Origin of the sequence: Limimaricola sp. (assembly GCF_016125575.1) — a bacterium.
Classification (GTDB): Bacteria; Pseudomonadota; Alphaproteobacteria; order Rhodobacterales; family Rhodobacteraceae; genus WGLM01.
This window is the reverse complement of record NZ_WGLM01000005.1, coordinates 129,573-155,395: the sequence shown is the minus strand read 5'-3', so window position 1 is coordinate 155,395 and position 25,823 is coordinate 129,573. Positions and strand designations below refer to the sequence as shown.

Sequence of the window (25,823 nt, the reverse complement as noted above, 5' to 3'; positions counted from 1 at the left end):
CTGTCAAGTTTTGTCGCCCTGAAGAACGGCAGCGCAGGCCCTGACCTGCTCCAGCAGCCATATCGTGCGCGCATCGCTATCGTTGCGGCGGTGCCAGAACACCGAGACCGGAAAGCGCCGGATCTCAAGCGGCGGTTCGGCCGTCACCAGCCCGAAACCCGGGGCGAAACCACGCGCCACCCGGGCGGGCAATGTCACCAGCACAGGCGAGCGTGCCACAGCGGCAAGGCCTGGCAAGAAGGCCGGTAGGCCGAGGACCACGCGCCGGCTTCGCCCGATCTGCGCCAGCTGCCGATCGACAATGCCCTGCAACTCGCCCGCGGGTGAGACAAGGACGTGATTGGCGGCGCAATACCTGTCCAGTTCAATCACCGGTGCGTCAGGCAGCATGTCCGGTTGACCGGCAACCAGAAACCCCTCGTCATAAAGCCGTTCGCCCGAGATCCAGTCCGGGGCATTCCAAACAAATCCAAACGACAGATCGACCTTGCCCTCGGCCAATGCGTCAACCGCTGCGGATCTGTTCAGCGGCAGGACCGACAGTCGCAAGCCCGGCGCAGCCCGGCAAAGCCGCGCAGCAAGGTGCGGGATCAGCACGGCCTGTTCAGCGTCAAGCGCGGCAATGTGCAGATCGCCGCGCGCCTCTGCCGGATCGAAGTAGCGCGCAGCCCCAAGCGCACCACGCAGCGCCTCGACGGCCCGCGCTACCGGCAATTCCAGCGCCAGTGCAGTCGCCGTCGGCTCCATCCCGTGCGGACGTCGCAGGAAAAGCTCGTCTTCGAAGATGTCGCGCAGCCGCCGCAGGGCCTGGCTGATCGCCGACTGGGTCAACCCCAACTCGCCCGCAACAGTCGCGGCCTTGCGGTGGCGCAACAGCCCCAGCAAGATCAGAAGCAAAGTCAGGTCCAGCCGCCTGAGTTGCGAAATACTTAAATCAGTCATTATATTTATTCGTTTTTTCTGCATTCAAAATCCGCATATCTCCGCCTTGTCGAATGAAGCAAGGGAATAATCGGATGCGGATCGCGATCATCGGAACCGGCAATGTCGGCAGTGCCATTGCGCAGGCTCTTGCCGGCAAGGGGCACTCTGTGACGCTGGGCGCGCGCGATCCCGCGACGGCAGAGGTGCAAAGGCTTGTCACGATCGTCAGCGCAAATGCCGCGCTGCCAGCAGATGCCGCCGCGGCTGCCGATATCGTCATTCTTGCCCTTCCCTGGGCCATTGCAGAGGCGGCTGTTCGGGCCCTTGGTGATCTGTCCGGCAAGATCGTCATCGACTGCATGAACCCGATCGGACGCACGGCCGAGGGCCCTGGGCTGATGCTGGGCCACACTACCTCAGGCGGTGAAACGGTGGCGGGTTGGCTGCCCGGCGCGCATGTCGTCAAGACACTCAATCAGGTCGGGGCCGAGGTGATGGCGCAGAACACTTCACTGCCCCACCGCCCTGTCATGTTCATGGCGGGTGACGATGCCGGGGCCAAGTCACAGGTCGCCCAGCTTCTGACGGATATGGGGTTCGAGGCGCTGGATGCCGGCGACATCACCAAGGCGCGGCTGCTGGAACCCTTCGGCATGGTCTGGATCAATCAGGCCCTGATGCGCGGCAAGGATCGTAACTGGGCATTTGCCGCCGTGTCTGCCTGACATTTCCCCGCTTTTTCCAAGTGAAAGGATACCAAATGAGCGACAGCCTTAGCGCGACGTGCCATTGCGGCGCCGTCCGTCTGGTTTTGCCCGCCGCGGCGGCAGGCGTGTTGGCCTGCCACTGTACTGACTGCCAAAAGATGCATGGCAATTTTAACGCGTTCCTTGCCGCCCCGATCGCTGAGATCACCCTTCAGGAGGCTGATGCATTGGTCTGGTACCAGTCGTCGGCCGAAAACAGGCGCGCCTTCTGCGGTACCTGCGGGGCAAGGGTGCTGAAAGAAGTGACGCCATCGGCGCGCTGGCTGATCTCGGCGGGGCTGATCGACGGGCCATCAGGCAAACGCATCATCCGCAACCTCTGGTCCGAGTCCAAACCAGACTGGTACGACCTGCCCGAAGTCGCGTCCTGAGTGGCCCGGTTGCGATCGTGCCACGCCCGACACCTGTGTCGGCGCGTCTATTCCCTCCTCAATCCATAACCGTCTGAAAGGGCGCCAACATGACCGCAGCCATAGACGTATATTCGAAAAAGAAGGTCCTGCTTGTCGCCGCCAATCCCGGCACATCGCCGACGACAGGCTGGCCCGTTGGCTTCTGGTGGTCCGAACTGACCCATCCCTACTGGACGATGACCGAGGCCGGTTACGAGGTTGACATTGTCAGCCCGAAGGGCGGCGATCTGGTGGCCGACGGCTATTCCGACCCCGAAGATGCCTCGGGCTATTCAGCGCATGACCTGATTTCATTGGGCTTCAAGACATCCCAATCCCATGCCACGTTGCTGAAGGGCACAAAATCCATCGCCGAGGTGACCCTTGCCGATTATGATGCGATCTTCGTCATCGGCGGTCAGTCCCCGATGGTCACGATGATTGACGACACAGCGCTTCATGCCTTTGTCGCCAGCGCCTACGAGGCCGGCAAGATCGTGGCCATCGTCTGCCACGGCACCTGCATCCTGCTTCGAACGCGGTTGTCGAACGGTGATCTGCTGGTCAAGGGCAAGACCTGGACCGGCTTTGCCAATAGCGAAGAGGCCTATGCCGACGGTTTCGTCGGACAGAAGATCCAGCCGTTCTGGATCGAGGATGAGGCCAGAAAGCTGCCCGACACCAATTTTGTCGTGTCAGGCATGTTCAAATCCTTCGCGCTGCGTGACGGCAATCTGATCACTGGTCAGCAGCAGTATTCCGGTGCGGCGGCAGCGGAACTTCTTGTCGCGACGCTGGGGCGCTGAGGTCTCAGGCGGCCTCGGGGCTGATCCCCGAGATCGCTTGGATCAGGTTGTCTTCCCGTACCGTCTCGGCGGTGAAGGTGCGCATGATCTTGCCGTGGTACATCGCGATGATCCGATCGCTGACATGCAGCACTTCGGGCATTTCCGAACTGATCACGATCACTGCATAACCGTGAGCGGCAAGATCGCGGATCAGGTTGTGAATCTCGGATTTCGATCCAACGTCGATGCCGCGCGTCGGCTCGTCGACGATCAACACGCTGGGATGCATCGACAACCACTTGCCGATAACGATCTTCTGCTGGTTGCCGCCCGAAAGGTTGCCGACCATCTGTTTCCACCCGGGCGTCCGAATATCGAGCCGGTCGCGGTACTGATCGAAAATTGCAACCTCGGCGCCGTTGGAGACGAACGGCCCGGATGTCAGGTCGGCGACCTGCGGCAGGGTCATGTTGTCGCGGCAGTTCATGCCGAGCACCAGCCCCTGCCCCTTGCGGTCCTCGGGCACCAGCGAGATGCCGCGCGAAATGGCATCGGCGGGCGAATTGATGCGCGTCGGCTTGCCATCAAGAAGGATCGTACCCGCCGTCGGCTCACGCAGACCAAAGAGGGTTTCGGCAATCTCGGTTCGTCCGGCACCGACAAGGCCGTAAAAGCCCACAACCTCGCCCCGGCGCACCTCAAAGCTGACATCGCTGAACAGATCACCGCAGGACAGGCCTTGCACCTCAAGCGCGACCTCGCCGATTTCATGCGTACTGGCGTTGCGGCTGAGATCAAGACTGCGGCCGATCATGAGTTGGGTCACTTCGTCTTCGTTCGTCTCCGCGGTGACGAGGGTTCCGCGATACTGACCGTCGCGCAGCACGCTGATGCGGTCCGTCATTTTGAAGATCTCTTCCATCCGGTGCGAGATATAGATGATGCCGACGCCGCTTTCGCGCAGGTCCGCGATGACATCGAACAGCACTACCTTTTCCGCGTCCGTCAGCGAGGCGGTTGGTTCGTCGAAGATAACTGCCTTGGCATCGACCGTCAGCGCGCGGGCGATCTCGACCATCTGCTGGTTGGCAATCGAAAGATCGCCCACGAGTGTGCGAGCATCGAACGGGACCTTCAGTTGCGACAGGATGGCGTCTGTCCGGTCGTAGAGCAATTTCCAGTCGACCCGGCCGAAGCTTTTGCGCGGCAGCGCACCGAGATAGATGTTCTCGGCCACCGAAAGTTCGCCGGCAAGGCTCAACTCCTGATGGATGAACATGATGCCGTTGGCCTTGGCCTCCAGCGGTGATGTCATCGCCACAGGCTTTTCGTTGACCACGATGGTGCCTTCGTCTGGGCGGTAGATCCCGCCCAGAACCTTCATCAGCGTCGATTTGCCGGCACCGTTTTCGCCCATCAGGGCGTGGACTTCGCCCGGCATCACCGAGAAGGAGACACCGTCGAGGGCGCGGACACCGGGGAAGGTCTTGACGATGCCTTCCAGCCGCAGGGCGGGGGTTTGGTCGGTCATATTCTCAGCGCCTCCTTGCCCTTGATGTTGAGTTGCTTGTCCAGGAACAGAACCGCGATCAGGATCAGGCCGATGGCCAAGTTGACCGTCTCGGTCCCGGCCCCCAGGAACACCAGGCCCTTTCGCATCAGCTGGATCGCCAGAACGCCGCCGAACGTCGATATGATCGAACCCGCCCCGCCGGTCAGCTTGGTGCCGCCCAGCACGACCGCGGTGATCGTCCAAAGTTCGTAAAGCTCGCCGTCATTGGGATTGACCGAGCCCGACTCGGAATAGAAGACAACGGCAGAAAGTGCCGCGAGAAAGCCGATGATCATGAAGTTGATCATCATGTGCGGGCCGACGCGAATACCGGCATTGACCGCCGCCTCGCGGTTATCCCCGATGGCATAGGCGTTTCGCCCATGCACGGTGTGTCGCATCACGATCCACATCACGAGGGTGACCAGCAGCAAGAACCACGTGGCCGTGTCGATGCCAAGGAAATGCGCCTCGGCAAAATCGACCAGCGTCCAGTTCAGATGCGAGGTCGGCTGTTCACCGTGATACATGAACACCAGGCCGCGGTATCCCAGCATCGAGCCCAATGTCACGATGAAGGCATCCACCCCTGTCTTCCAGACAATCAGGCCGTTGAGCGCCCCCACAACCACGCCCGTCAACAGCGCCAGCGCCCATGAGATCGGGATCACCCAGTCACCGATGCCGGCGAAGATCGGCCATGTCAGGCTGTCCAACAGCACGATCGCGGCAAGCGCGAAGGTTGCACCGACCGACAGGTCGATATTGCCGTTGATCATGATCACCGTCATGCCCATGGCGATGATGCCGATCGGCGCGGACTGCTTGAACAGCAGCAGCATGTTGTTGAGGTCCATGAAGGCCTTGTCCGACAAGGACAGAAAGCTGCCCGCGACGGAGAAGAAGATCAGCTCGACAACGATGAACCCCCAGATCGCGCTGCTCTTGAGGATGACCGTCTTGTTTCCGTTTTTCATGTCGCTTCCTCCGGATCAGGCGATGGGTGACCAGAGCTTGCCGCGTTTGGCCGCGATATCGAGCCAGACCGCAAGAATGATGATGACCCAGGTGACGACGTACTGGACGTAGAACTGCAATCCGACCAGCAAAAGTCCATTCTGGATGAAGCCGAGGATCAGCACCCCGATCACCGTCTTGAAGATGGTCCCCGACCCGCCCATCAGCGAGGCGCCCCCAAGGATGACCGCGGCCAGAACCTCCAGTTCCATCCCCTGCCCGACGGTGTTCTGGCTACCCATCGAGCGGCTGGCCTGGATCAGTCCGGCGCAGGCCACGCAGAAAGAGGACATCAGGTAGCAGGCAAAGATGATCCTTGCGCGCCGGATCCCGGAAAAGGTGGCGGCGGTCCCGTTGCCGCCAACGGCATAAACCTTGCGCCCGAAGGGTGTGCGCGACAGCAGCACGCCAAGGGCCACGGCCAGAAGCGCGAAAAGCAGGATCGGCACGGGCACGCCCAGCAGGTCACCCTGCCCGAAGACGGAGAACCACGTATGCTCCTTGTCGGCGATATCCATGTTCTTGCCGCCGGAATAGGTCAGCGTCAGCCCGTGAATGGCCGACAGCATGCCCAAGGTCACGATCAGCGAATTGAGCTTTAGATAGCCGACGAGAAAGCCGATCAGCGCCCCTAGTGCCATCGTCATCGCAAACATGACGGGGATTGCCAGCGTCGGCCCGAGCTTGTCGTGCAGGTCGAGCACAACGATCGTCGAGAATGACATCATCGAGCCGACCGAAAGGTCCAGATTGCCGCTGATGACCACGAAGGTCACGCCAAGGGCCATCACGCCGAGGATAGCCTACGACCGCACCACGCCCATGACGTTTTCAGGGTCAAGGAAACGGTTGTTGGCCAGTGTGAACCCGACCATGAAAAGCGCGAAGGCCACCAGGATGCCCTGCCGCGCGAGAAACCCGCCGATCTCCTGTCTGGTCAATGTTGCCATTTCTCCCCCCGATCGGCCGGTCCCGGCCATCGTCGTTACAGCTTCCGTTCCGTGCCGGACGTCAGACCAATGTCATGCCGCCGTCTATCATGACGATCTGTCCGGTCATGTAATCGCTATCGGCGGAGGCCAGGAACGTCGTCGTCCCGGTGATGTCCGCGGTACCGGCAACGCGCCCTTTCAGGATATCAGACGAAAACTCCTCCATCGCCTGTCCCGGACGCTCTGCCGCGCCTATTTCCATCAGGTCCAGATCAACCTGTTCCCACATTTCCGTTGCCACCACGCCGGGCGCAAAGCCTGTCACGGTGATGCCATGCTGGGCAAGGTCACGCGCGCCCGATTGTGTCAGCGCCACAACGCCGAACTTCGACGCGCAATAGGGTGCGACGTTGCCAAAGCCCTGCCGGCTGGCGATCGACGCGGTATTGACGATCTTGCCGCCACTGCCCTGCGCGATCATCTGCTTTGCCGCCTCCTGCATGCCGATCAGGCATCCCAGCCCGTTCACGCTCATGATGAAGTTCCAATTTTCCTCTGTCACGTCGAGGAAGTTCATCGGCTTGTTCACACCGGCATTGTTGAACTGCACGTCCAGCTTGCCGAAAACCTCGACCGCATGAACGATCATGGCCCGCATCTGGTCGCGTTTGGTCACGTCGACCCCGGCCCATGTCACTTTGCCACCCTTGGCTGCCGCGCGCGCTGCGTTGGCCTCGGCCACCTCGCGCACTTTCCCGGCATCGATATCGGCGAAACATACATCGGCACCTTCGTCGAGGAGCGCCTCGCCGATAGCCCGACCGATCCCCCGTGCTGCTCCTGTCACAATGCAGGAGCGCCCCGTCACGCGGCCCATACCATCCTCCACTTGCGATGGTCGTGAATTTTCAGCTTGAGGATGCCGGGCGCACATGTCGCGCGCCCGGCACCAGTCCCTTGAAGGGAGATCAGAACACCGGCTTGGAGAACTGGTCCATGTTGTCCTGGGTGATCTTCGGCGTCTCGAAGTAGTTCAGGAACGGCACGTCCTTGCCGTCGAGAACATCCAGCGCGGTTTGCAACGCGGCCTGCGCGTCATCCACCGGCGACTGGTAGACCGAACCCCAGTATTCGCCGCGCTGCATTGCTTCGTAGCCCACGGCAAAGTTGGTGGCGCCCACGAAGATGATGCCATCACGACCCGCGGCCTTGGCGGCGTTCAGCGCACCCACGCCCATGTTGTCGTCGCCGGCATAGACACCGTCGATATGGTCATATTTGACGAGGAACGCTTCCATCACCTTCTGCGACTTCTCACGGTTCCAGTCGCCCGGCTGGGTTTCCAGCAGCGTGACGTTCGGGCAGACCTCGGGCAGACGATCTTCAAAGCCCTTGGCGCGTTCGATGGCAGTGGTGTAGCCCGGCTGGCCGGAAATCTGCACGATCTGCGCAGTGTCGGCGATGCCCATCGCCTTGAACTTGTCGCACATGATCTCAGCAGCTTCCTTGCCCTGGGTGATGTTGTCGGGCCCGGAGAATGCGCTAATAAAGTCAAAGCCTTCCTTGGCGATGTTCGAGTTGGTGACGATCACCGGGATGCCGGCATTGTGCGCCTTGCGCACCGCCGGGATCACCGCCTCGCCGTTGGTCGGCCAGATGATGATCGCGTTCACGCCTTGCTGGATCAGGTCTTCGACCTGGGCAATCTGGCGCGCCACGTCGCCGCCAGCGTCAAGCACGACAGCATCGACATTGTCGTTGGCATCGGCGGCGGCGATGAACGCCTTCTCATAGGTCGTCTGGTAGCTGTCAACGCCCACGTTGTTCTGGGTGATACCGATCACGTAAGGATCGGCCGCCGCGATGGTCGCGAATGCGGCGCCGGCGAGCGTCGTCGTGACCGTCAGCGCAACCTTTGTCGTTCTTGTCATTTCGGGTTCCTCCCACAAATTCCGTTCATTGATTGCGCGGTGTCCTCCCTAGGAATCACCCACGGCAACCTGACCCCGAGTCATCCTTAAATCCCTGCCCGGCACCTGATCGAAGATGTCCATATTGAATATTTGATTATTCATATCGGATTTCTTCGGGATACTTAACGGATACCGGATTGAACACACAGGGGAGCAGAGATGCGCGAGTCGAGACCAGCCAGAATTATTTTACCGGAAACCGGACCCGTGGACCAAGCGGCAGGAGAACTCATCCATAATGGACACCCCGACGCCATCGTCGGAGGTGTTGGTGCCGTTATCAAAGGGACGGCCGAACTGCAGGATGTGGTTCAATTCATGCAGGAACTTCTGAGCGAGATCGAGACCACTCTGGAGCCCAGCCTGCCCAACCCCTACCTGAACATGAGCCTTCACCTGATCCAGAGCCATCTGGACGGCCGACTGGTCACACCAACCTCGATGATCGCGGCCTCTGGCGTGCCCTATGCGACCGCGACGCGCAAACTGGCCGAGATGCGTGAGGCGGGCCTGATCCATCAGCGCCCCCGCTCGAAGACCGGCAAGAGCTTTTCCCTGCATCCAACACGGCAGATGCTGGCCAACTGGAGCCTGATCGCCGACCGCATCCGTCGCATCGCCCAGTCCAGCCTGCGCGACCATGGCGTCGCCGACCGCGGCACGGAATACTACTTCGGCGACTCTTACATGCCCGGCCAGGCGCAGATCGAACCGCCGCGAGTGCTGTCTGCACCACTGAAGCTGGCCGGCGGCGTGCGTATTCTTGTCCATGGCGATCCGACGTTCATGGTCATGGACAACCTCAAGCGCCAGTTCGAACAGATCGTTGGGACCAAGATCAGCCAACGCGCCTTTTCTATCGACCGGCTGCGCGAAGAGGCGCTGCGCAATGCCGCCCGCCCAACCAGCCGCTATGACCTGATCGCGGTTGACCTGCCTTGGGTCGGCGAATTTGCTGAAAAGGGCGTCCTGCAACCGCTTGATGCCGTTATGGATATCGCGCGGCTTGATCCGGGCGATTTCCATACGGCCGGTTGGCGTGCCGCGCATTGGGACGGACGCCCCTATGGCGTGCCCAGCCAAACCACGCCCGAGTTGTTCTTTTACCGCCGCGACCTTTTTGCGGAGGCCGGGATCGAACCGCCGCGAACCACCGCTGCGGTCCTTGAGGCAGCTCGCCATTTCCATGATCCGCTTCGCGGCCGCTACGGCATTGCATGGAACGCGGCGCGCGGCACCGCTCTTGGCCATACGGTGATGATGACGTTTGCGGATTTCGGGCAACCCATCGTCGACCTGCCCGAAGTTGCAGGCGGATATGATGCCGATCATTTGGCCGAGGGCGGGGCGATGCCAACCATCGACACGCCACGCGGTCTGGAAGCGGCCGAATACCTGATGGCGCTGCTGGAGTATTCGCCCTCCGACATCCTGTCGATGTCGTGGTACGAACGTGTCCGGCCCTATGCGGCCGGCCGGGTGCCGATGGCCTACGGCTACACCCTGCTTGCCCCCTATTTCGAGCTGGACGGTTCGTCTCCGGCGCAAGCGACGACCGGTTATCTTCCGCATCCGCACGGGCCGTCTGGCGTGCCCCTCGCCCCTGTGGGCGGCTACGTGCTGGGCATTCCGGGCAACCTGCCCGACGAGCGCGTCGAGGCCGCCGTCGAGGCGCTGATCACCTTTACCTCGCCGCAGGCGCAAAAGCTTTATGTCCAGAATGGCAGCCGCACCGCGCCGCGCTATTCGGTCGGCGCCGATCCCGAGGTGCGCCGACTGTCGACCATCTTCGAGGCGGTCGACCAGATGTCGTGGCGCGATGAACTGCAGTTCTGGCCGCGGCCGCCTGTCCCGCGGATCTGCGATATCATCACGATCTGCGGCGAAGAATTTCACGACATGCTGCGCGGCGTCGTTACGCCGCGTGAAGCCCTCGCGCGGGCCCAGTCCCGTGCCGAGGACGCCATCAGATCAACGGGTTAGCTAGGGAGGAAACCATGGACCCCAATCGCCTCAAGGGAAAGAACATCCTGATCACCGGTGCCGCGCGCGGCATGGGGGCGGCAAATGCCGAGGCCTTCGCCGAACAGGGAGCCAATGTCTGCCTCGGCGACCTCGACCACGCCGAAGCGCAGGTTGTCGCGGACCGCATCAACGCACGCGGCAACGGCAAGGCGATTGCCGTGCATATGGACGTGACCAAGCGCGAGGACAACGCGGCCGCCGTCGCCGCCACTGTCAAAGCCTTCGGCAACATCAACGTGGCCGTTTTCAACGCCGGCCTGAACAAGCCCCGGTTCTTCATGGATATCGATGAAGCCAACTGGGACATGATCATGAACGTCAACACCAAGGCGATGTGGCTGGGCATGCAAGAGGCCGCCCGCCAGATGATCGCGCAAGGACCGATGAAGGATCACCCCTACAAGATCATCAACGTCGGTTCGATCGCGTCGCGCAAGCCGCTGGTTGATGTCACCGTTTACTGCACCTCGAAATACGGCTGCCTCGCCCTGACCGAATGTGGGGCGCTGGGGCTTGCCGAACATAACATCACCGTCAACGGCTACGCGCCCGGCGTGGTTGTGACACCCCTGTGGGAACAGCTCGACAAAGACCTCGTCGAGATCGGCTTCAAGGAGCGCGAAGGTCAGGCCTATGACGACATCGTCGCCAACAATCTGGTGATCAAGCGCGTTTCTTATCCCGATGACATCGTCGGTACGGCCTCGTTCCTGGCCAGCGATGACAGCGACTACATGACCGGCCAGATGATCTCGATCGACGGCGGCTGGGTTACAAAGTAGCGCCCAAGCTTCTGAATTTAAATGTAAACGGGTGCATTCTGGCACCCGGAGGAGAATACCATGACACGCGCCCTGCTGCCAAACCTGCTAACGCCCCAGGACCTTGAACCAAACTGGGAATGGCGGGATCGTCTGCCTGCCTGGGGCCATACTTCGGTCGATTTCGAACGCCGGATCGACCATGATCGCTTGCGTCGCTACCGCCTTGCGCGGACCCGCCAGGCGTTGCAGGCCTCCAATGCCGGCACCTTGCTGCTCTTTGACGTCAACAACATCCGTTACGTCTCTGCCACCAAGATTGGCGAGTGGGAGCGTGACAAGATGTGCCGGTTCTGCCTGCTGACCGGTGACGATAGCCCCTATGTGTGGGATTTCGGCTCTGCCGCGGTCCACCACCAGCGCTATTCCGACTGGCTGGAGCCCAGCCATTGCCTTGCCGGCGTGGTGGGCATGCGCGGCACCATCCCGCCCGAATTCGGCCTGATGAAGAAATACGCCAAGCAGATTGCCCAGCTGATCAAGGACGCTGGCATGGCGGATATGCCCGTCGGTGTGGACTATGCCGAAACGGCCATGTTCCACGCGCTGCGCGAAGAGGGTCTGACGGTCGTGGACGGCCAGCAGATCATGCTGGCGGCCCGCGAGATCAAGAACTGGGACGAGATTCAGCTGCTGACGCAGGCGGCCAGCATGGTCGATGGCGTCTATCACATGATCTACGAAGAGCTGAAGCCGGGGGTGCGCGAGAACGATATCGTCGCCCTGTCCAACAAGATGCTCTACGAAATGGGCTCGGACGACGTGGAGGCGATCAACGCCATCTCGGGTGAGCGGTGCAGCCCGCATCCGCACAATTTCACCGACCGGCTGTTCCGCCCCGGTGATCAGGCCTTTTTCGATATCCTGCAATCCTACCAGGGCTATCGGACCTGCTACTATCGAACCTTCAATATCGGTCGTTCCACGCCCGCGCAGAATGACGCCTACGTCAAGGCGCGCGAATGGATCGACGCCTCGATCGCCTTGATCAAGCCCGGTGTGACGACCGATACGGTCGCCAAGGTCTGGCCCAAGGCCGAAGAGTTCGGCTTTCCCAGCGAGGACGCGGCGTTCGGCCTGCAATTCGGCCACGGGCTTGGCCTTGCCCTGCACGAGCGTCCGATCATCAGCCGCGCGGTCAGCCTCGATCACCCGATGGAGATCAAGACCGGCATGGTCTTTGCGCTGGAAACCTACTGCCCGGCCGCCGACGGTTATTCCGCCGCGCGGATCGAGGAAGAGGTCGTCGTGACCGAGAAAGGCTGCGAGGTCATCTCGCTCTTTCCCGCCGAAGACCTGCCGATCGCCAACCGCTACTGAACGGCGGGCGCCAATGCGGGGGGCGGCACACGCCCCCCGCCATCGCCTGCCAGTGCTTTTCCGCAGATCACGGGCCGTTGGCCCGAAAGGAACCGCCTCATGGCTGACAGCAAAACCAATACCGAAGCCTACCTGCGCATGTACCGGCAGATGGTGCGTATCCGTACCTTCGAGGACAATGCCAACCAGCTTTACCTCTCGGCAAAGATGCCGGGACTGACCCACATGTATTCCGGCGAAGAGGCCGTGGCGGTGGGCATCTGCGAGGCGTTGACCGACAACGACCGCATCACATCAACCCATCGCGGCCACGGCCATTGCGTGGCCAAGGGCGCTGAATTCCAGCAAATGTTCTGCGAATTACTGGGCAAGGAAGAGGGCTATTGCCGCGGCAAGGGCGGCAGCATGCATATCGCCGATCAAAGCCACGGCAACCTGGGCGCGAACGCGATTGTGGGCGGTTCCATGGGCATTGCCACGGGTGCTGCCCTGCGCGCTAAGATGCAAGGCGCCGACGATGTCACGGTGTGCTTCTTCGGCGACGGCGCGACCGCGCAGGGCCTGCTTTACGAAGTGATGAACATGGCCGCGCTCTGGAAGCTGCCGGTGATCTACGCCTGCGAAAACAACGGCTATTCCGAATACACCAAGACCGACGAGATCGCCGCGGGCAAGATCACTGCGCGCGCCGAGGCCTTCGGGATCGAGGCGTTCGAGGTTGATGGCCAGGACGTGCTGGCCGTCAACGACCTTGCGACCAAGCTGGTCGCCCGCGCGCGCAAGGGCGAAGGCCCGTTCTTCGTCGAGCTCAAGACCTACCGCTACCATGGCCACCATGTTGGCGACATCAACCGCGAATATTACCGGTCGAAAGAAGAAGAGCAGGACTGGAAAGCCAACCGCGACCCGATCATCCGCTTCCGCTCATGGCTGGTCGAGCAGGGCGTGGCCAGCGAGGACGAGATCGAGGCGATGAACGCCGAGGTCAAGGCAGATGCCGCTGCTGCCGTCGACTATGCCATCGCCGCGAAATACCCCGAGGCGCACGAGGTCGACATGCACGTCTTCACCGACATTGAACACGTTTTGGCCTGAGGAGAGACGCGATGCGAGAGATCACCCTGTCAAAGGCCGTTAACGAGGCGCTGGCCGAAGAGATGCGCCGCGACGAAACCGTCTTCATCATTGGCGAGGACGTGGCCGAGGCCGGCACACCTTTCAAGGTGCTGTCGGGCCTCGTCGAAGAATTCGGCACCCAACGCGTCATCGACACGCCTATTGCCGAGCCCGGGTTCATGGGCCTTGCGGTGGGTGCGGCCATGACCGGCGCGCGGCCCGTCGTCGACCTGATGTTCGGCGACTTCCTTTTTCTAATCATGGATCAGCTTTGCAATCAGGCGGCCAAGATCCATTACATGTCGGGCGGCAAGCTGAACGTGCCGCTGGTGGTGCGCACCAATCTTGGTGCAACCCGGCGCTCGGCCGCACAGCACAGCCAATCGTTGCACGCGCTGGTGGCGCATATTCCGGGGCTGAAGGTGGCCCTGCCCTCTTCGGCCTACGAGGCGAAGGGCCTGCTGAAAACGGCGATCCGGGACAACAACCCGGTCGTGATTTTCGAAGACAAGCTGATGTACAACGACAAGGCGCCGGTGCCGGAGGAGGAATACCTGATCCCCTTCGGCGAGGCCGCGGTGCTGCGCGACGGAACCGACATCACGCTGATCGGTACCTCGTCCATGGTGCAGGTCTGCCAGAAGGCGGCCGAGATTCTTGCGGCCGAAGGGATCAGCGCCGAAGTGATCGACCCGCGCACGATCGTTCCGCTGGACGAGGCTGCATTGCTGAAATCCGCCCGGAAGACCAGCCGGGTGATCGTCGTCGACGAGGGCCATCAGAGCTTTGGCATTACCGGTGAGATCGCAGGACGGATCAACGAAAAGGCGTTCTACCACCTTGATGCCCCGGTGTTGCGGATGGGGGCGATGGATGTGCCCGTCCCGTTCAGCCCGGCGCTGGAAGACATCACCGTTCCCACGCCCGAAGCGGTTGCCGCCAATGCGCGCAAACTGATGTCGGGGGAGATGATCGATGCCGCATGAGGTGATCATGCCCGCACTGGGGATGGCGCAGGACAGCGGCCATCTTGTCGCCTGGCACAAAAGCCCGGGCGACGAGGTGCGCGCGGGCGACATCCTGTTCGAGGTTGAAACCGACAAGGCCACCATGGAAGTCGAGGCACAGGCCGATGGCGTCTTGTCGCATGTCCGGCGCAAGGCCGGCGAGGATGTCCCGGTTGGCGAAGTCATCGCCCAGATCGGGGCCGCAGACGACGCGCCGGTAACCGCCAGTGGCGACGCGTCCCCGCCCGACACAGCGCCCGACGCTGACGATACCGCGCCCGCCATCCCCGAGGGCCATGGCGTGATCATGCCGGCCCTTGGCATGGCGCAAGACAGCGGGGTCATCGTGGCATGGCACAAGGCACCGGGCGACGCGGTAGCCGCAGCCGATATCCTCTTCGAGGTTGAAACCGACAAGGCCACCATGGAGGTCGAGGCCGGGGCTGACGGTTTTGTCGCAGCCCTTCTTGCCGAAGCCGGCGAAGATGCCCCCGTCGGGGAAACCATCGCCGTGATTTCGACATCCAAGCCCGATGCCCCGGTTCAGCGGAGCCGTGCCAAGTCCGCGCCGAAGGCCGCTGCAAGCGCACCTGCCAAAGCACCCGCACCCGCGCCGAAGGCCAAGGCCGCTGCCGCGGCCCCTGCCCCCATCAAGGCACCGCCACCGGCCGCCACCGGCGGGCGCATTCTGGCGTCGCCAAAGGCGCGGCGCTTGGCGCGGGAAAAGGGGCTGGACCTGGCGCGCCTCGCCGCCGCCGGCCATGCGCAACCCTTTCATGCGGCCGACGTGGCTGTTCTCGAGGCCATGCCCGCCGCTGCGGCAGAGACGGCTCCGCAGATTGCAGCGCAGGCAGCGCGCCGACTGACGGCGGAACTGCCCGCAGAGGGGTTCACGAGTTTCGCCGCATGGGCCGCCGAAACGGCCGATTTGCGCGACGAGGCCGCGCTATTAGCTGGCTTCGCTGGTGCGGGCTTGCAGCGCGATTGCGTCGTCGCGATTGAAACACCGGGCCGGTCGCGTGCCTACAAGGTCTCGCCCGGCCCGCTGGCTGCCATTGTGCCGGCCGATGAGGGATCGCCGCCCGACCTGATGGTCCGTGACCTGCGCCAGGCAAGGATCAGCCACGTCGCGCTGGGTGCCGAAGCGGCGCCGGTCCTGACACTGGCGCGCGCGGGCCATGGCCTTTCGATCACGCTGGAATGCTCCGCCGCGCAGCTCGGCGCCGCCGAGGCCCTCGCCCTGTTATCCGAATTTGCCGGCCGGATGGAGCAACCGCTCCGCCACCTGCTCTGAGCTACGGAGACGATCATGGAATTCACCGATCTCTACATTAATGGGCAATGGGTGCCCGGCGCCGCTGCCGAGCGGTTTGATGTCATCAACCCCGCGACCGAAAAGGTTCTGGCCTCTGTCGCCTCCGCCGGCATCACCGATGCCGACGCGGCACTTGATGCCGCCGAAGCGGCCATGGCCGAATGGGCCGCGCGTACCCCGCGCCAACGCTCCGAAGTGCTGCGCAAGGCGTGGGAGTTGATGACGGCGCGGCTTGATCATTTCGCGCATCTTATCACGCTGGAAAACGGCAAGGCCCGGACCGATGCGATGGGCGAGGCCACCTATGCCGCCGAGTTCTTCCGCTGGTTCGCGGAGGAAGCGGTGCGCGCGGATGGCCTGATCACCCATGCGCCGGCCTCCGGCGCGCGCATCATCGTCCAGCATAAACCCGCCGGGCTGGCCGTGCTGGTGACGCCGTGGAATTACCCCGCTGCGATGGGCACCCGCAAGATTGCACCAGCATTGGCAGCCGGATGCGCCGTCATCATCAAACCAGCATCTGAAACACCTCTGACGATGCTTGCGCTGATGCCGTTGCTGGAAGAGGCGGGCGTGCCGCCCGGCCTTGTCAACGTGCTGCCCTCGCGGCGCACCGGCGCGCTGGTGGATCACATGCTGCACGACCCGCGCGTGCGCGTTGTCTCCTTCACCGGCTCCACCGGTGTTGGGCGCAAGCTGTTGCACGCGGCCGCCGATCAGGTGCTGAAGCCGGCGATGGAACTGGGTGGAAACGCACCTCTGCTGGTCTTCGAGGATGCCGATATCGATGCCGCCGTACAGGGTGCGATGCTGGCCAAGATGCGCAATCTTGGCGAGGCCTGCACCGCTGCCAACCGCCTCTATGTGCACGAAAGCGTGGCAGAGGCCTTTACCGCCAAGCTGACTGCCGCGATGTCCGCGCTGAAGGTTGGTGACGGCACCGATCCATCGGTCGACGTGGGCCCCCTGGTCAACGCCGACACGCGCGACAAGGTCGCTGCCTTCGTCGCCGATGCGGTCTCCAAGGGTGCCAAGATCGAATGCGGCGGACAGGCGCCTGACGGGATCGGCTTTTTCTACCCGCCCACAGTCCTTTCGAACGTTCCGGAAACGGCTGACTGCGTGCATGACGAAATCTTCGGCCCCGTCGCCGCGATCCAGACCTTTACCGATCAGGACGACGTGATCCGGCGCGCCAATGCCACCGAATACGGGCTTGTGGCTTACGTATTCTCCGAGGACATGAAGCGCGCATTGCAGGTGTGCGAGCGGTTGGACTACGGCATGGTCGGGCTGAACCGCGGGCTGGTTAGCGACCCCGCCGCGCCCTTCGGCGGGACCAAGCAATCCGGCCTTGGCCGCGAAGGCGGGCATGAAGGGATGCTCGAATTCATGGAAACCCAATATATCTCGGCAAGTTGGTAGGGCGCTGACATGACAGACGTGATCGCACCACCCTCGGTCCGGGCACTGGCCCGCGAAAAGGGCATCGACCTTGAAAAACTGGCGGCCGATCTGGGCCGCACCTCCATCGCGCGCGAGGATCTGGACGGCGGCCGGCCCGCAGCCACCGCGTCAGGTCCCGCCGACACATCCTATTGGGATGTCGATCACGACCTTTACGGCCCGGTAAGCGAAGAACCGATGAGCCGCTTTGCACGCGTCGCGGCTGCAAACCTTGCCGCCGCGAACGCGCTCGTGCCGCAAGTGACCCACCACGACCGCGCCGATATGAGCGCAATCGAGGCCCTGCGCCGCGAACTGCGCCCCGAGGCCGACGCGCGGGGCATTCGGTTGACAGCACTGGCGTTCCACGTCAAGGCGCTGGCCCGTGCGCTGCGGGCCTTTCCACGGTTCAACGCCTCGCTGTCGGCCGATGGTGCGACGCTGATCATGAAGGATTACGTCCATATCGGCATCGCCGTGGACACGCCGCACGGCCTGATGGTGCCGGTGCTGCGCGACGCCGATCGCAAGGGCCTGTGGGCCATCGCGGCCGAGATCGCCGATCTGGCCAAACGTGCTCAGGCGCGCAAGGTCAAGCCTGACGAGATGGGCGGTGCCTCGATGTCAATCTCGAACCTCGGCGGGATCGGCGGCATTGGTTTTACCCCCATCGTCAACCCGCCAGAGCTGGCGATCCTCGGCATTACCCGCACCGAGACAGTCACTGTCTGGGACGGGGACACACCGCGCCCGGTGCAAATGGTGCCGCTTGACCTCAGCTATGACCACCGTGTGATCAACGGTGCCGACGCCGCGCGGTTCATGGCCCATCTCGTCGCCCTGCTAAGCGATCCGCGCCGCATGATGCTCTGACCCGCGGCGGGCGATGTCCGCTTCTTACAATCCGGCAGCCGCGCGGGCGTGTTAGCCCCCGAAGCGCAGGCGATACAGTCGCCACCGCCGCCGGAGATGCCCATGCGTGGATCATCTTTTTCTGCCGCTGTCCTTGCACTTGTTGCGGGCACCGTGGTGCTGGCCCTACCCGGCCGCGCCGGCGCCGCCGATGACAACCCGGTCTGCGGCCATTCTACACCGGAAAGCTGGGCCAAGATCGCCCCGCAATTCGATGGCGCATGGACGATGGAGCATCTGGCCGGGGTCGCGATGTTCGGCCCCTCGCCGATGGCCTTTCCCGCCAACCAGAGCCAGCAGATCAACTTCAACTACAAGGACGGCGTGCTTGAGGCCACCAGCCCGGGCTGGCCGCAGGCGCTGGACCTGCGGATCGTGGATGAGCCGAAATGGGTACCGAAACTTCCGGCCCCGACACTGGGTCACGACTTTGTTTCAGCTGAAGAGTTCGCTGGTTCCGTCGATTGCCCGCAAACAGAGCTGCCGCGCCTGATTGGCGAGGCCACCGTGCCTGTCCAGGGCATGCCGCTTCACTTCACCTATCGCTTCATGATCGGGCTGCCTTCGGTGATCTACGGCTTCATGCATGCGGAAGCAGTCTTCAACGGCGTCCCGATCACAGTGGACCGCTATGTGCGGATCACCCGCTGAGTATCGCCCCTGACCTGCCATCCACATGACCAGTCACCAATCTTCGAAAGTGAACTTTTCCATGAAACATGCCCTCGCCCTGACCGCCCTTGTCCCCCTCCTGTCCGCCGGGATCGCGCAGGCAGGTGGGCATGCCGAGGTAGCGGCGCCGGACGGCTCGGCCCGGACGGTGGCGATCGACTGGAATGATGCCGGCGATGTGCGCGTTCTCAGCCCCGGCGCGCCCGGCTACATTCTGGAAAAGGATGGTACGGTCTACAGCGTCTCGAAACAGGGCGAAGACTGGCTGGTGGTCGACATGGTCAAGCTGAATGCCGCCCGAAAGGCCGCGGGTGCCTCGACCATGCAACCCCTTTACAAAACCATCACGGCGATATCGCCCCTCGGCCAAAGCGAGACCGTCGCCGGTATCACCGGCCATCGTTACCGGGTGACGTGGGAAGAGAACGGCAAGTCCACGACCGAAACCTGGGTGCTGACGGACAATCCCGCTGTGGTGAAGATGAGCCACCTGTTTTCTGAAGCCATGTCAGCAGCCTACGACTACGACGGCAAGGCCGCCGAGAACCAGGCCGCCTTCTTTGACGCGCTTCCGGCGGATGAACAGGGGCTGCTGCGTTCGGGCGCAACCGGTCAGTTAACGGCCTTTTCCTCGCAGTCGCCCGACCCGCAGGTTTTCGACCTGCCGGCGCCGCCCGCCGACATCGACAAGTTGATGGGCGGCAACTGAGCGCTAACGCACCTCGCGCGCGCGACCAAGAAAGACGGCGAGGACATCATCGCGGCTTTCAAGAAAATCGGTGGGCGCCTTGCCGAAGAATTCGTGCATGACGCGGACGAAGTGCGACTGATCGAAATAGCCGGCCTCGTGGCAAAGTTCGGTCAGCTTTCGCGTGTCGTCGGAAAGAAGTGCGGCCAGCGCCTCGTTCATCTGAACAACCTTTGCGAAGAATTTCGGGTTGCAGCCAACCACGTCGATGAACCGGCGCGACAATTGCCGCGGGCTGATCCCGACAGCGCCGGCCACCTCCTGCACCGGCATGCGTCCGCCGCTGCCCTCGATCAGCGCAACGGCTGCCTCAAGATAGTCGATCGGGGGTGCGGCCCGAGGCGAAAGTGCAACCAGCGCGTCCTGCAACGCGCTCAGCCTTACAGACATGCTGTCGGGCACGTCTCGCACCGCCGCCTCCAGCTGATCGGCCACGGCAGGGGCAAAACGGCGCAGCGGCACGGTCTCGCCGCTGATCCGGTCGCCGGGCACATGCAGCAGCCGCGCCAGCCCCGTCGCCGTAAATTCGGTCAGGATATGCCCGATGCGCGGACCATCATGAATAACCTCGATGCTCTGTCGCTGGATCTGGCCGGCAAGTTGGAAGGCTTCGACCACGTCACGGCTGACGCCATCGACAATGGTGCGCAAGCGCTCACCCCTGTACCAGCTGAGGTAGTTGTAGCCGGTTGGCGCAGGGCGGACGCGCAACGATCCCCGGATCGTCGTGTCAGCAATCAGGAAGCGGCGAACGAAGGGACGTAGATCGGCTCTGACGGGATGAACCTCGTAGGGCAGATCGGGCATCAGGCTCCCTTCCCTCGTTCGCGGGTTGCGGAGGCGGGAGAGCAGACATCACCAAGGTCGTGCGGCCTCCCCGCATGTTGAGCAGTGACAGCTTGCCGCAAGGCAACCGCGGGCATGAATTCACGATTTCGTGAGACAGGCCCGCCCTCACTTCAGCGGAACGGCCTACCCGTCCGCTATTTACAAGCGCCCGTCATTTCCTGCGTGCTAGCCGGTTCAGACAGCAGCATTTCTGATGACCTGCCCCGGATGGGGCCGCGCGAAAGCGAGGTTTCGTTGATCCACCACCGCATCCTTGCCTGTTTGGCCATGGTCCTTGCCACCCTCTTGATGGCAGGCACTGCATCGGCCGATGCGCCCGTCGTGCGCCTGCGCCTTGATGGCGGATACGCCAACAGCGGCACGCAAGGTGGCGCGTTTGATCTGCGCGTCGCGCCGGGTGCCGCGGCGCCAAACAGCGTCCCCGGCATTCTTGGCGAGGCGCTGCATTTCGATGGGGCTGCCGGCCTGCAACTGCCGATCGACCTGCATCTGGACAGCCGCCGCAGCCTGACGATTACCGCGTGGGTGCGGATCGACCCCACAGCGCCATCGGGAGAGAAGCAGATCGTCACCTTCGGCGGCCGTGGCCCACAGGTCTCGCTGATCGGGGGACAGTTGAAGGTGCAGTTTGGACGCGGCGCGGTCTACATCCATCAGCCCGTTCCGACCGGCCAATGGGTGTTTCTCGGCGCCGTCATGGATTTCGGCGCGCCGCGTGGGGTGACGGCCGGGTCGGCCACGCTGTATCTGGGACAGCAATCGGCGGATTTCACCGGGATTGATACTTCGAACACCAAGAACGCAACGCCCTACCGCGATCCGCAGTCCAACACCAATGACAAGCAGACCTATATCTTCGTCGGCGCGACCACGCTGGCCAATTTCGCCTGGCCGCCGGTCGGCGTGGCCATCGACGACGTGCGCATTTACCCCGCTGCCCTGACGCGGGCCGAGATCGATGACCTGCGGACCACGCAAAGCCGCCAACTTGATGCTGCCAGCGATGTCGGGTCAGCCACCATCGATCAGCCGTGGCGCGCCATCGAGACAGCGCGTGGCCCTGCGCCGGCCCCCATGGGTGCCTCCCCGATGACGGGCACAGCCGTTCCTTATATCGCGCAGATCGACCAGCTGACCGACCTGAAGGGTGACGCGCTGCGACAAGGACTAGGTGCGCAGATGCTGGCCGTGGGCGATGCCCCGCTAAGCACCGCGCGGCTTTACGCGGTGCGCGTGACGGACGGCAAGGCTGGGCCGATCGCCGTTTCTGACAGTTTCACGCCGGGCGTGGTGCCCGGCGACCAATACTTGCCAGGAGATCAGTATCTGCCGGGGGATCAGTATATTCCAGGGGACCAGTTCAGTCCCCCCGGGCAAGTCAGAATGTCGATGTCCCAAGGCCTGGCCTCGCCCGACATTGCCCGGCTTTTCCATCCTGACGACCAAGCCATGCAGGTGCAGGTCGGGTCACCACGGATCCACGCGGACGCGGCCCGGCGCAGCGCCTCCATCGCGCAGGCCGCCGAATTGTCGGTGCTCAAGGCCGGCGCGCGTGACGGGCTATTCTTCGTTCTGCTGGGCGATGGACAGCAAAACGCACAAGGCCTTGCCCTGCCCCTTGCAAACTGAACCCCATCGGGAAGGAGCCCCATGCGCCACGCCACCACACCCCGCCTCGCCCTTGTCGCCGCCTTGTGCAGCGTTGCCGCCGTGGCAAATGCCGGCCCGCCCGCGCCCAGCGATGCCGAGGCGAAACTGAACATCACACCGCTGGGGACGATCACCGCGCAGCGCGATGGCGCGGATGAAATCTGGCAGCCGTGGATACACCACGGACGCTCGCAAAGCGGCTTTCACGACGACTATGACGGCACCTCCGTTGCGATCTTCGGCTGGGACATCACGACGTTGCACGAAGGGATCCGCGGCTATCACGGCATCTCGATCGGCTTCACGGTTGGGGGATTGGGCACTAACAATCCTCAGGCGCTGCACCCGACCGTCACGATGCTCGATGATCTCAACTGGACGCGCTACAACTACACATCCGAAGGCGACGGCAGCGCCACGATCACCCTGACTAAGGCCGAGATGGATGGTGACCGCTTGCACCTTGCCGGCACGATCGAGGCGACGCTGCTTTTCCGGATAACAGGCAAGGACAGTTCCGATCCTGACAAGGTATCGCACCTGACGGGCGGGCAATTCGACGTCTGGTTGCCGGAGGACTGACGCGCCTCAGGCGTTGACGATAGCCGCCACAATATAGCGCCGCAGCCAGCTCAGCTCTGGCGCAGACAGGCCCGCGCCCAGGGTATGCTCGCCAGCATCGGTGCCGATCACAAGCTCCCGTACACCAGGCCCCGGCATCAACCGGCGCACATCGGCTCTGCCAGTGCGGCGCAGCGTGACACTTTCGATCTCTGCAAGCGGCAGGTTGAAACTGTCACTTTCGACCAACGGGTTGGTGTGCGACAACTGCTGCCGCGAAATCTCGATCCGCCGGGGCGCACGGATCTGAAGCACCCGCAGGCCTATGCCCAGTGCGATGAAAAGCACGCCGGCCACGATCAGGCCAATGGCCGCCACAACAACACCGACGCCCAACAGGACCGCGCCCAAAGCAACGAGGAGCCACGTGAACAGGCCAGTCGCCGGTTTGCGCAGCGTCACACGCAGACGCTTGGCCTCGGCGTCACCTTCAGCGCCGATCACCTCCAGCATCAGGCCGGGCGGCGCCGGGCTATCCATCCAGCTTTTGTCGATCTTGCCCTCGATCGCGAGTTGCTGCAGCGACTTGTCGAGGTCTTCGGGCGCACGGGCGTCGTCCGCTCCGTCACGGCCATCAATGGCCGGCAGGTCCAACAGGCGCGAAAAGCCCTCCCAAGCGGCGCGTGGCGAGACGCTCTCGGTCTCTTGGGCCGGTGTCGGCTCCAGCTGTTTCGTCGCGCAAAAGAGCGGGACGGTGCGCGATGGATCGGGATGGGCCAGTGCCACGATGTCGTGGTCGAAATGCCGCCGGTTTATCTCGCCACTGCCCCGGTGTTCGACGAAACGCTCCCAGCGGATGCTGGTATAGTTGGCAAACGGCTCTCGCCAAACCGCGCCGCCGCTTCCATCGGCAGCAAGGCACGTGACTAGATCGGGGTCGATCCGATAGCGGCGCACCTGCGCACCACGGCGTAGCAGCACGAGCGCCGGTCCGGACAGGACGGCCAGCGCGGCCGTAGCCAGAAGGATACCAACGGCCAGCCCCGGCAGGGCAACCCCCGCCGTCTGGACCATGACCACCCCGGCCACGATCGCCAGACCTGCAGGCACCGTCAGCCGCGCGATCCCCCGACCGACCGGCGCGCGAACTTCGATCTCAAGCGGCAGGGTGTCGTGCGGTGTCAGAAGTCTCATGCGTGCGCCGATGAAGCGCCTCATCGACACGGGCCCTGCCCAAATTTCCGCCTGTCCGCCATGCCGCGCACCTTTCTACCGGGGTTCAGCCTGCATTCATCCGTCCGGTCCTAATCGGGGATCAGCGGGGCGCGCTTGTAAAAACCGGCCATCGGCGGCTCGACCGGGGTCGTGGTGTGGACAAGTGGCCTCCGGGCGACACGCCCGGCTCAACTGACGCGGGCGCAAAGCCCTTCGAACAGGCGCGCCACCGCTTCGGCCCCTGGATCAACATGGCCAATCAACTGGCCCGCGCCGATATAGGCGGCGCGCCCGGCCTTGGCGCGCGACAAAGTCGCGGTGTGATCGGCCCCCTTGCGCGCGGCCGCCGCAGCAGCCTCCAGCCCCTTGCCAAGGGCATTGAGGGCAGGCTCCAGCGCGTCGATCATCGTCCGATCGCCCAACTGCGCGCCACCGATCTGCTGCATCCGTTCGAGGCCCGCGCGCAAGGCACTGTCCATCGGCAGCCCGCTGGACGAGGCATCGCCCACCGCTGCAAAGAAAATCGCCAGCAACACCCCCGACGAGCCGCCCATCGTCTGACTTAGTTCAAGGCCGATCGCACGATAAAGCTGGGTCTGGTCAGCCAGCGGAAGCCTGTCCATCGCCACCAGCAACGCCCGCGCCGCACCGGCCAGCGTCGATCCGGTATCGCCGTCGCCCGATTTGGCATCCAGCGCGTTAAGATCCGCCTCTGCCGCGATCAGGATCTCGCAGCAGCGCGTTAGGAACGCCCGTGTCTGCGGATGGTCGGAGGGCAGCGCGCGGATCGGCGTCAGCCCATCGGGGAGGGCGACAACGTTGACCGGTGTCATGGCGTGGACACCGGGCCAGGCGGCCAGCGGCGTCGGTGACTGCAGCGCAGCGGTAAACTCCGGCGTCAACGGCAAGAGCGAAACCGAGAACCCGCGCATGTCCAGCGATGTCATCATCGCCGCTGGCCCTACGATCAGGGCAAGTTGCCGGCCCAATTCAGAGCGGGCCAATTCATAGGCCAGCACCGACATCTCCAGCGCCGAGGCACCGCCAAGATTGTTCAGTAGCGCAACATGCATGTCTGGCCCGATATCGCGGGCCAGCTTGGCCGCAACCGCTTGCATCGCCTGCGCGGCGGTCTCGTAGGCAATCTGTTCGACACCCGATTCACCATGGATGCCAAGGCCCAGTTCCGCCATGCCCTGCGGGATGCGGTTTTCCTTGGGAGAGCCTGGAACCGTGCAGGTATCAAGTGACATACCGATGCTCCGCGTCCCCTCGATCACCGCTTGTGCGGTCGCGGTCAGGGTGTCGAGGTCGGCGCCCTGCTCGGCCATCGCGCCCGCGATCTTGTGCACGAAAAGCGTGCCTGCGACGCCCCGCGCCTGCGGCAGATCGGGCAGCGCGATATCGTCGTCGACAATCACCATCGACACCTTCAGCCCGAAGGCGCGCGCCCGTTCGGCGGCAAGGCCGAAATTCAGCCGGTCGCCGGTATAGTTCTTGACGATCAGCAGGCAGCCCGCAGGCCCCGTCACGGCAAGGATGCCGGCCAGCACCGCATCGACCGACGGGCTGGCAAAGACATCGCCGCAGACAGCGGCGGTCAGCATGCCCTGCCCGACGAAACCCGCATGGGCCGGTTCGTGCCCCGATCCGCCGCCCGAGACGAGCGCCACCTTGCTGCGGTCCCAGTCCGTACGCACCACCACGCGGATATGCGGATAGCCGTCAAGCCGCGCCAGCCGGCCGCCCGAGGCCATTACCACGCCGTCGATGGCCTCGGTGACGAGGTCCTCTTTCCTGTTAATGAATTGGGTCATCAAA

General features: G+C 63.2%; 23 protein-coding genes and 1 pseudogene. 15 read left to right on the top strand and 9 right to left on the bottom strand.

Annotated features, from left to right (window positions below):
- Positions 1–3 precede the first annotated feature (3 nt).
- On the bottom strand, positions 4–942 hold the full coding sequence (locus tag GC146_RS12150; protein WP_291838833.1) for a LysR family transcriptional regulator: 939 nt from the start codon (positions 940–942) through the stop codon (positions 4–6).
- A gap of 74 nt (positions 943–1,016) precedes the next feature.
- On the opposite strand from GC146_RS12150, the gene GC146_RS12145 reads away from it, so the two are divergent.
- From GC146_RS12145 to GC146_RS12135, 3 genes are all read left to right on the top strand, one after another.
- The gene (locus GC146_RS12145) at positions 1,017–1,649 is read left to right on the top strand and encodes an NAD(P)-binding domain-containing protein (RefSeq protein WP_291838830.1); all 633 of its coding nucleotides are present in this window, start codon (positions 1,017–1,019) and stop codon (positions 1,647–1,649) included.
- A gap of 35 nt (positions 1,650–1,684) precedes the next feature.
- Complete coding sequence (locus tag GC146_RS12140; protein WP_291838827.1) at positions 1,685–2,062, top strand: GFA family protein; 378 nt, start codon at positions 1,685–1,687, stop codon at positions 2,060–2,062.
- An 89-nt stretch (positions 2,063–2,151) separates the two neighbouring features.
- Positions 2,152–2,889 (top strand): type 1 glutamine amidotransferase domain-containing protein, encoded by a 738-nt coding sequence (locus GC146_RS12135; protein WP_291838825.1) that lies wholly within the window; start codon positions 2,152–2,154, stop codon positions 2,887–2,889.
- Between the two features lie 4 nt (positions 2,890–2,893).
- On the opposite strand, the gene GC146_RS12130 is transcribed toward GC146_RS12135, so the two are convergent.
- The 5 genes and pseudogenes from GC146_RS12130 to GC146_RS12110 all read right to left on the bottom strand — a co-directional run bounded on the left by GC146_RS12130 (position 2,894) and on the right by GC146_RS12110 (position 8,303).
- Positions 2,894–4,402, bottom strand: a complete 1,509-nt coding sequence (locus GC146_RS12130) for a sugar ABC transporter ATP-binding protein (protein WP_291838823.1) — start codon at positions 4,400–4,402, stop codon at positions 2,894–2,896.
- A complete protein-coding gene (locus GC146_RS12125; RefSeq protein ID WP_291838820.1) occupies positions 4,399–5,400 on the bottom strand; it encodes an ABC transporter permease in 1,002 nt (333 codons plus the stop codon). Before GC146_RS12125 ends, GC146_RS12130 begins: the two co-directional genes overlap by 4 nt.
- A 15-nt stretch (positions 5,401–5,415) precedes the next feature.
- A pseudogene (locus GC146_RS12120) lies at positions 5,416–6,390 on the bottom strand (ABC transporter permease).
- Between the two features lie 61 nt (positions 6,391–6,451).
- The gene (locus tag GC146_RS12115; RefSeq protein WP_291838817.1) at positions 6,452–7,249 is read right to left on the bottom strand and encodes an SDR family NAD(P)-dependent oxidoreductase; all 798 of its coding nucleotides are present in this window, start codon (positions 7,247–7,249) and stop codon (positions 6,452–6,454) included.
- A gap of 91 nt (positions 7,250–7,340) precedes the next feature.
- Entirely contained in the window at positions 7,341–8,303 is a 963-nt protein-coding gene (locus GC146_RS12110; protein ID WP_291838814.1) for a sugar ABC transporter substrate-binding protein, read from the bottom strand.
- 360 nt (positions 8,304–8,663) lie between these two features.
- On the opposite strand from GC146_RS12110, the gene GC146_RS12105 reads away from it, so the two are divergent.
- From GC146_RS12105 to GC146_RS12060, 10 genes are all read left to right on the top strand, one after another.
- The gene (locus tag GC146_RS12105) at positions 8,664–10,328 is read left to right on the top strand and encodes an extracellular solute-binding protein (protein WP_291838811.1); all 1,665 of its coding nucleotides are present in this window, start codon (positions 8,664–8,666) and stop codon (positions 10,326–10,328) included.
- A 14-nt stretch (positions 10,329–10,342) separates the two neighbouring features.
- Positions 10,343–11,152: an SDR family oxidoreductase gene (locus GC146_RS12100; protein ID WP_291838807.1), complete on the top strand. Its 810-nt coding sequence runs from the start codon at positions 10,343–10,345 to the stop codon at positions 11,150–11,152.
- A gap of 60 nt (positions 11,153–11,212) precedes the next feature.
- A complete protein-coding gene (locus GC146_RS12095; RefSeq protein ID WP_291838805.1) occupies positions 11,213–12,511 on the top strand; it encodes a Xaa-Pro peptidase family protein in 1,299 nt (432 codons plus the stop codon).
- 99 nt (positions 12,512–12,610) lie between these two features.
- Positions 12,611–13,606 carry a thiamine pyrophosphate-dependent dehydrogenase E1 component subunit alpha gene (locus GC146_RS12090; protein WP_291838803.1) on the top strand — a complete coding sequence of 332 codons (996 nt, stop codon included), beginning with the start codon at positions 12,611–12,613 and terminating at the stop codon, positions 13,604–13,606.
- An 11-nt stretch (positions 13,607–13,617) separates the two neighbouring features.
- Positions 13,618–14,613, top strand: coding sequence for an alpha-ketoacid dehydrogenase subunit beta (locus tag GC146_RS12085; protein WP_291838801.1), 996 nt, complete (start codon positions 13,618–13,620; stop codon positions 14,611–14,613).
- Positions 14,603–15,928 carry a biotin/lipoyl-containing protein gene (locus tag GC146_RS12080; RefSeq protein WP_291838798.1) on the top strand — a complete coding sequence of 442 codons (1,326 nt, stop codon included), beginning with the start codon at positions 14,603–14,605 and terminating at the stop codon, positions 15,926–15,928. The genes GC146_RS12085 and GC146_RS12080 overlap by 11 nt, the downstream gene beginning before the upstream one ends.
- A gap of 15 nt (positions 15,929–15,943) precedes the next feature.
- Positions 15,944–17,374, top strand: a complete 1,431-nt coding sequence (locus tag GC146_RS12075) for an NAD-dependent succinate-semialdehyde dehydrogenase (protein WP_291838794.1) — start codon at positions 15,944–15,946, stop codon at positions 17,372–17,374.
- A 9-nt stretch (positions 17,375–17,383) separates the two neighbouring features.
- Complete coding sequence (locus tag GC146_RS12070) at positions 17,384–18,268, top strand: 2-oxo acid dehydrogenase subunit E2 (protein WP_291838791.1); 885 nt, start codon at positions 17,384–17,386, stop codon at positions 18,266–18,268.
- A 102-nt stretch (positions 18,269–18,370) separates the two neighbouring features.
- Entirely contained in the window at positions 18,371–18,958 is a 588-nt protein-coding gene (locus GC146_RS12065; protein ID WP_291838789.1) for a hypothetical protein, read from the top strand.
- A 61-nt stretch (positions 18,959–19,019) separates the two neighbouring features.
- Positions 19,020–19,688, top strand: coding sequence for a hypothetical protein (locus GC146_RS12060; RefSeq protein ID WP_291838786.1), 669 nt, complete (start codon positions 19,020–19,022; stop codon positions 19,686–19,688).
- 3 nt (positions 19,689–19,691) lie between these two features.
- On the opposite strand, the gene GC146_RS12055 is transcribed toward GC146_RS12060, so the two are convergent.
- Positions 19,692–20,534 carry a helix-turn-helix domain-containing protein gene (locus tag GC146_RS12055; protein WP_291838783.1) on the bottom strand — a complete coding sequence of 281 codons (843 nt, stop codon included), beginning with the start codon at positions 20,532–20,534 and terminating at the stop codon, positions 19,692–19,694.
- Positions 20,535–20,738: 204 nt separating this feature from the next.
- Between GC146_RS12055 and GC146_RS12050 the strand changes: the two genes are divergently transcribed.
- Together GC146_RS12050 and GC146_RS12045 are read left to right on the top strand one after the other, a co-directional pair.
- Positions 20,739–22,205 carry a LamG domain-containing protein gene (locus tag GC146_RS12050; RefSeq protein WP_291838779.1) on the top strand — a complete coding sequence of 489 codons (1,467 nt, stop codon included), beginning with the start codon at positions 20,739–20,741 and terminating at the stop codon, positions 22,203–22,205.
- 21 nt (positions 22,206–22,226) lie between these two features.
- Positions 22,227–22,808 carry a hypothetical protein gene (locus GC146_RS12045; protein ID WP_291838776.1) on the top strand — a complete coding sequence of 194 codons (582 nt, stop codon included), beginning with the start codon at positions 22,227–22,229 and terminating at the stop codon, positions 22,806–22,808.
- A gap of 6 nt (positions 22,809–22,814) precedes the next feature.
- Here the strand turns inward: GC146_RS12045 and GC146_RS12040 are convergent, their stop codons facing one another.
- Together GC146_RS12040 and GC146_RS12035 are read right to left on the bottom strand one after the other, a co-directional pair.
- Positions 22,815–23,981, bottom strand: coding sequence for a hypothetical protein (locus GC146_RS12040; RefSeq protein WP_291838774.1), 1,167 nt, complete (start codon positions 23,979–23,981; stop codon positions 22,815–22,817).
- 209 nt (positions 23,982–24,190) lie between these two features.
- Positions 24,191–25,819 (bottom strand): dihydroxyacetone kinase subunit DhaK, encoded by a 1,629-nt coding sequence (locus GC146_RS12035; protein WP_291838771.1) that lies wholly within the window; start codon positions 25,817–25,819, stop codon positions 24,191–24,193.
- Positions 25,820–25,823: the final 4 nt, after the last annotated feature.

Coding starts and splice junctions, on each gene's coding strand:
- GC146_RS12060 (WP_291838786.1), top strand. CDS start 19,020: ATGAAACATGCCCTCGCCCTGACCGCCCTTGTCCCCCTCCTGTCCGCC.
- GC146_RS12110 (WP_291838814.1), bottom strand. CDS start 8,303: ATGACAAGAACGACAAAGGTTGCGCTGACGGTCACGACGACGCTCGCC.
- GC146_RS12055 (WP_291838783.1), bottom strand. CDS start 20,534: ATGCCCGATCTGCCCTACGAGGTTCATCCCGTCAGAGCCGATCTACGT.
- GC146_RS12075 (WP_291838794.1), top strand. CDS start 15,944: ATGGAATTCACCGATCTCTACATTAATGGGCAATGGGTGCCCGGCGCC.
- GC146_RS12085 (WP_291838801.1), top strand. CDS start 13,618: ATGCGAGAGATCACCCTGTCAAAGGCCGTTAACGAGGCGCTGGCCGAA.
- GC146_RS12150 (WP_291838833.1), bottom strand. CDS start 942: ATGACTGATTTAAGTATTTCGCAACTCAGGCGGCTGGACCTGACTTTG.
- GC146_RS12130 (WP_291838823.1), bottom strand. CDS start 4,402: ATGACCGACCAAACCCCCGCCCTGCGGCTGGAAGGCATCGTCAAGACC.
- GC146_RS12035 (WP_291838771.1), bottom strand. CDS start 25,819: ATGACCCAATTCATTAACAGGAAAGAGGACCTCGTCACCGAGGCCATC.
- GC146_RS12090 (WP_291838803.1), top strand. CDS start 12,611: ATGGCTGACAGCAAAACCAATACCGAAGCCTACCTGCGCATGTACCGG.
- GC146_RS12140 (WP_291838827.1), top strand. CDS start 1,685: ATGAGCGACAGCCTTAGCGCGACGTGCCATTGCGGCGCCGTCCGTCTG.
- GC146_RS12125 (WP_291838820.1), bottom strand. CDS start 5,400: ATGAAAAACGGAAACAAGACGGTCATCCTCAAGAGCAGCGCGATCTGG.
- GC146_RS12105 (WP_291838811.1), top strand. CDS start 8,664: ATGCAGGAACTTCTGAGCGAGATCGAGACCACTCTGGAGCCCAGCCTG.
- GC146_RS12045 (WP_291838776.1), top strand. CDS start 22,227: ATGCGCCACGCCACCACACCCCGCCTCGCCCTTGTCGCCGCCTTGTGC.
- GC146_RS12135 (WP_291838825.1), top strand. CDS start 2,152: ATGACCGCAGCCATAGACGTATATTCGAAAAAGAAGGTCCTGCTTGTC.
- GC146_RS12040 (WP_291838774.1), bottom strand. CDS start 23,981: ATGAGACTTCTGACACCGCACGACACCCTGCCGCTTGAGATCGAAGTT.
- GC146_RS12080 (WP_291838798.1), top strand. CDS start 14,603: ATGCCGCATGAGGTGATCATGCCCGCACTGGGGATGGCGCAGGACAGC.
- GC146_RS12100 (WP_291838807.1), top strand. CDS start 10,343: ATGGACCCCAATCGCCTCAAGGGAAAGAACATCCTGATCACCGGTGCC.
- GC146_RS12065 (WP_291838789.1), top strand. CDS start 18,371: ATGCGTGGATCATCTTTTTCTGCCGCTGTCCTTGCACTTGTTGCGGGC.
- GC146_RS12070 (WP_291838791.1), top strand. CDS start 17,384: ATGACAGACGTGATCGCACCACCCTCGGTCCGGGCACTGGCCCGCGAA.
- GC146_RS12115 (WP_291838817.1), bottom strand. CDS start 7,249: ATGGGCCGCGTGACGGGGCGCTCCTGCATTGTGACAGGAGCAGCACGG.
- GC146_RS12095 (WP_291838805.1), top strand. CDS start 11,213: ATGACACGCGCCCTGCTGCCAAACCTGCTAACGCCCCAGGACCTTGAA.
- GC146_RS12145 (WP_291838830.1), top strand. CDS start 1,017: ATGCGGATCGCGATCATCGGAACCGGCAATGTCGGCAGTGCCATTGCG.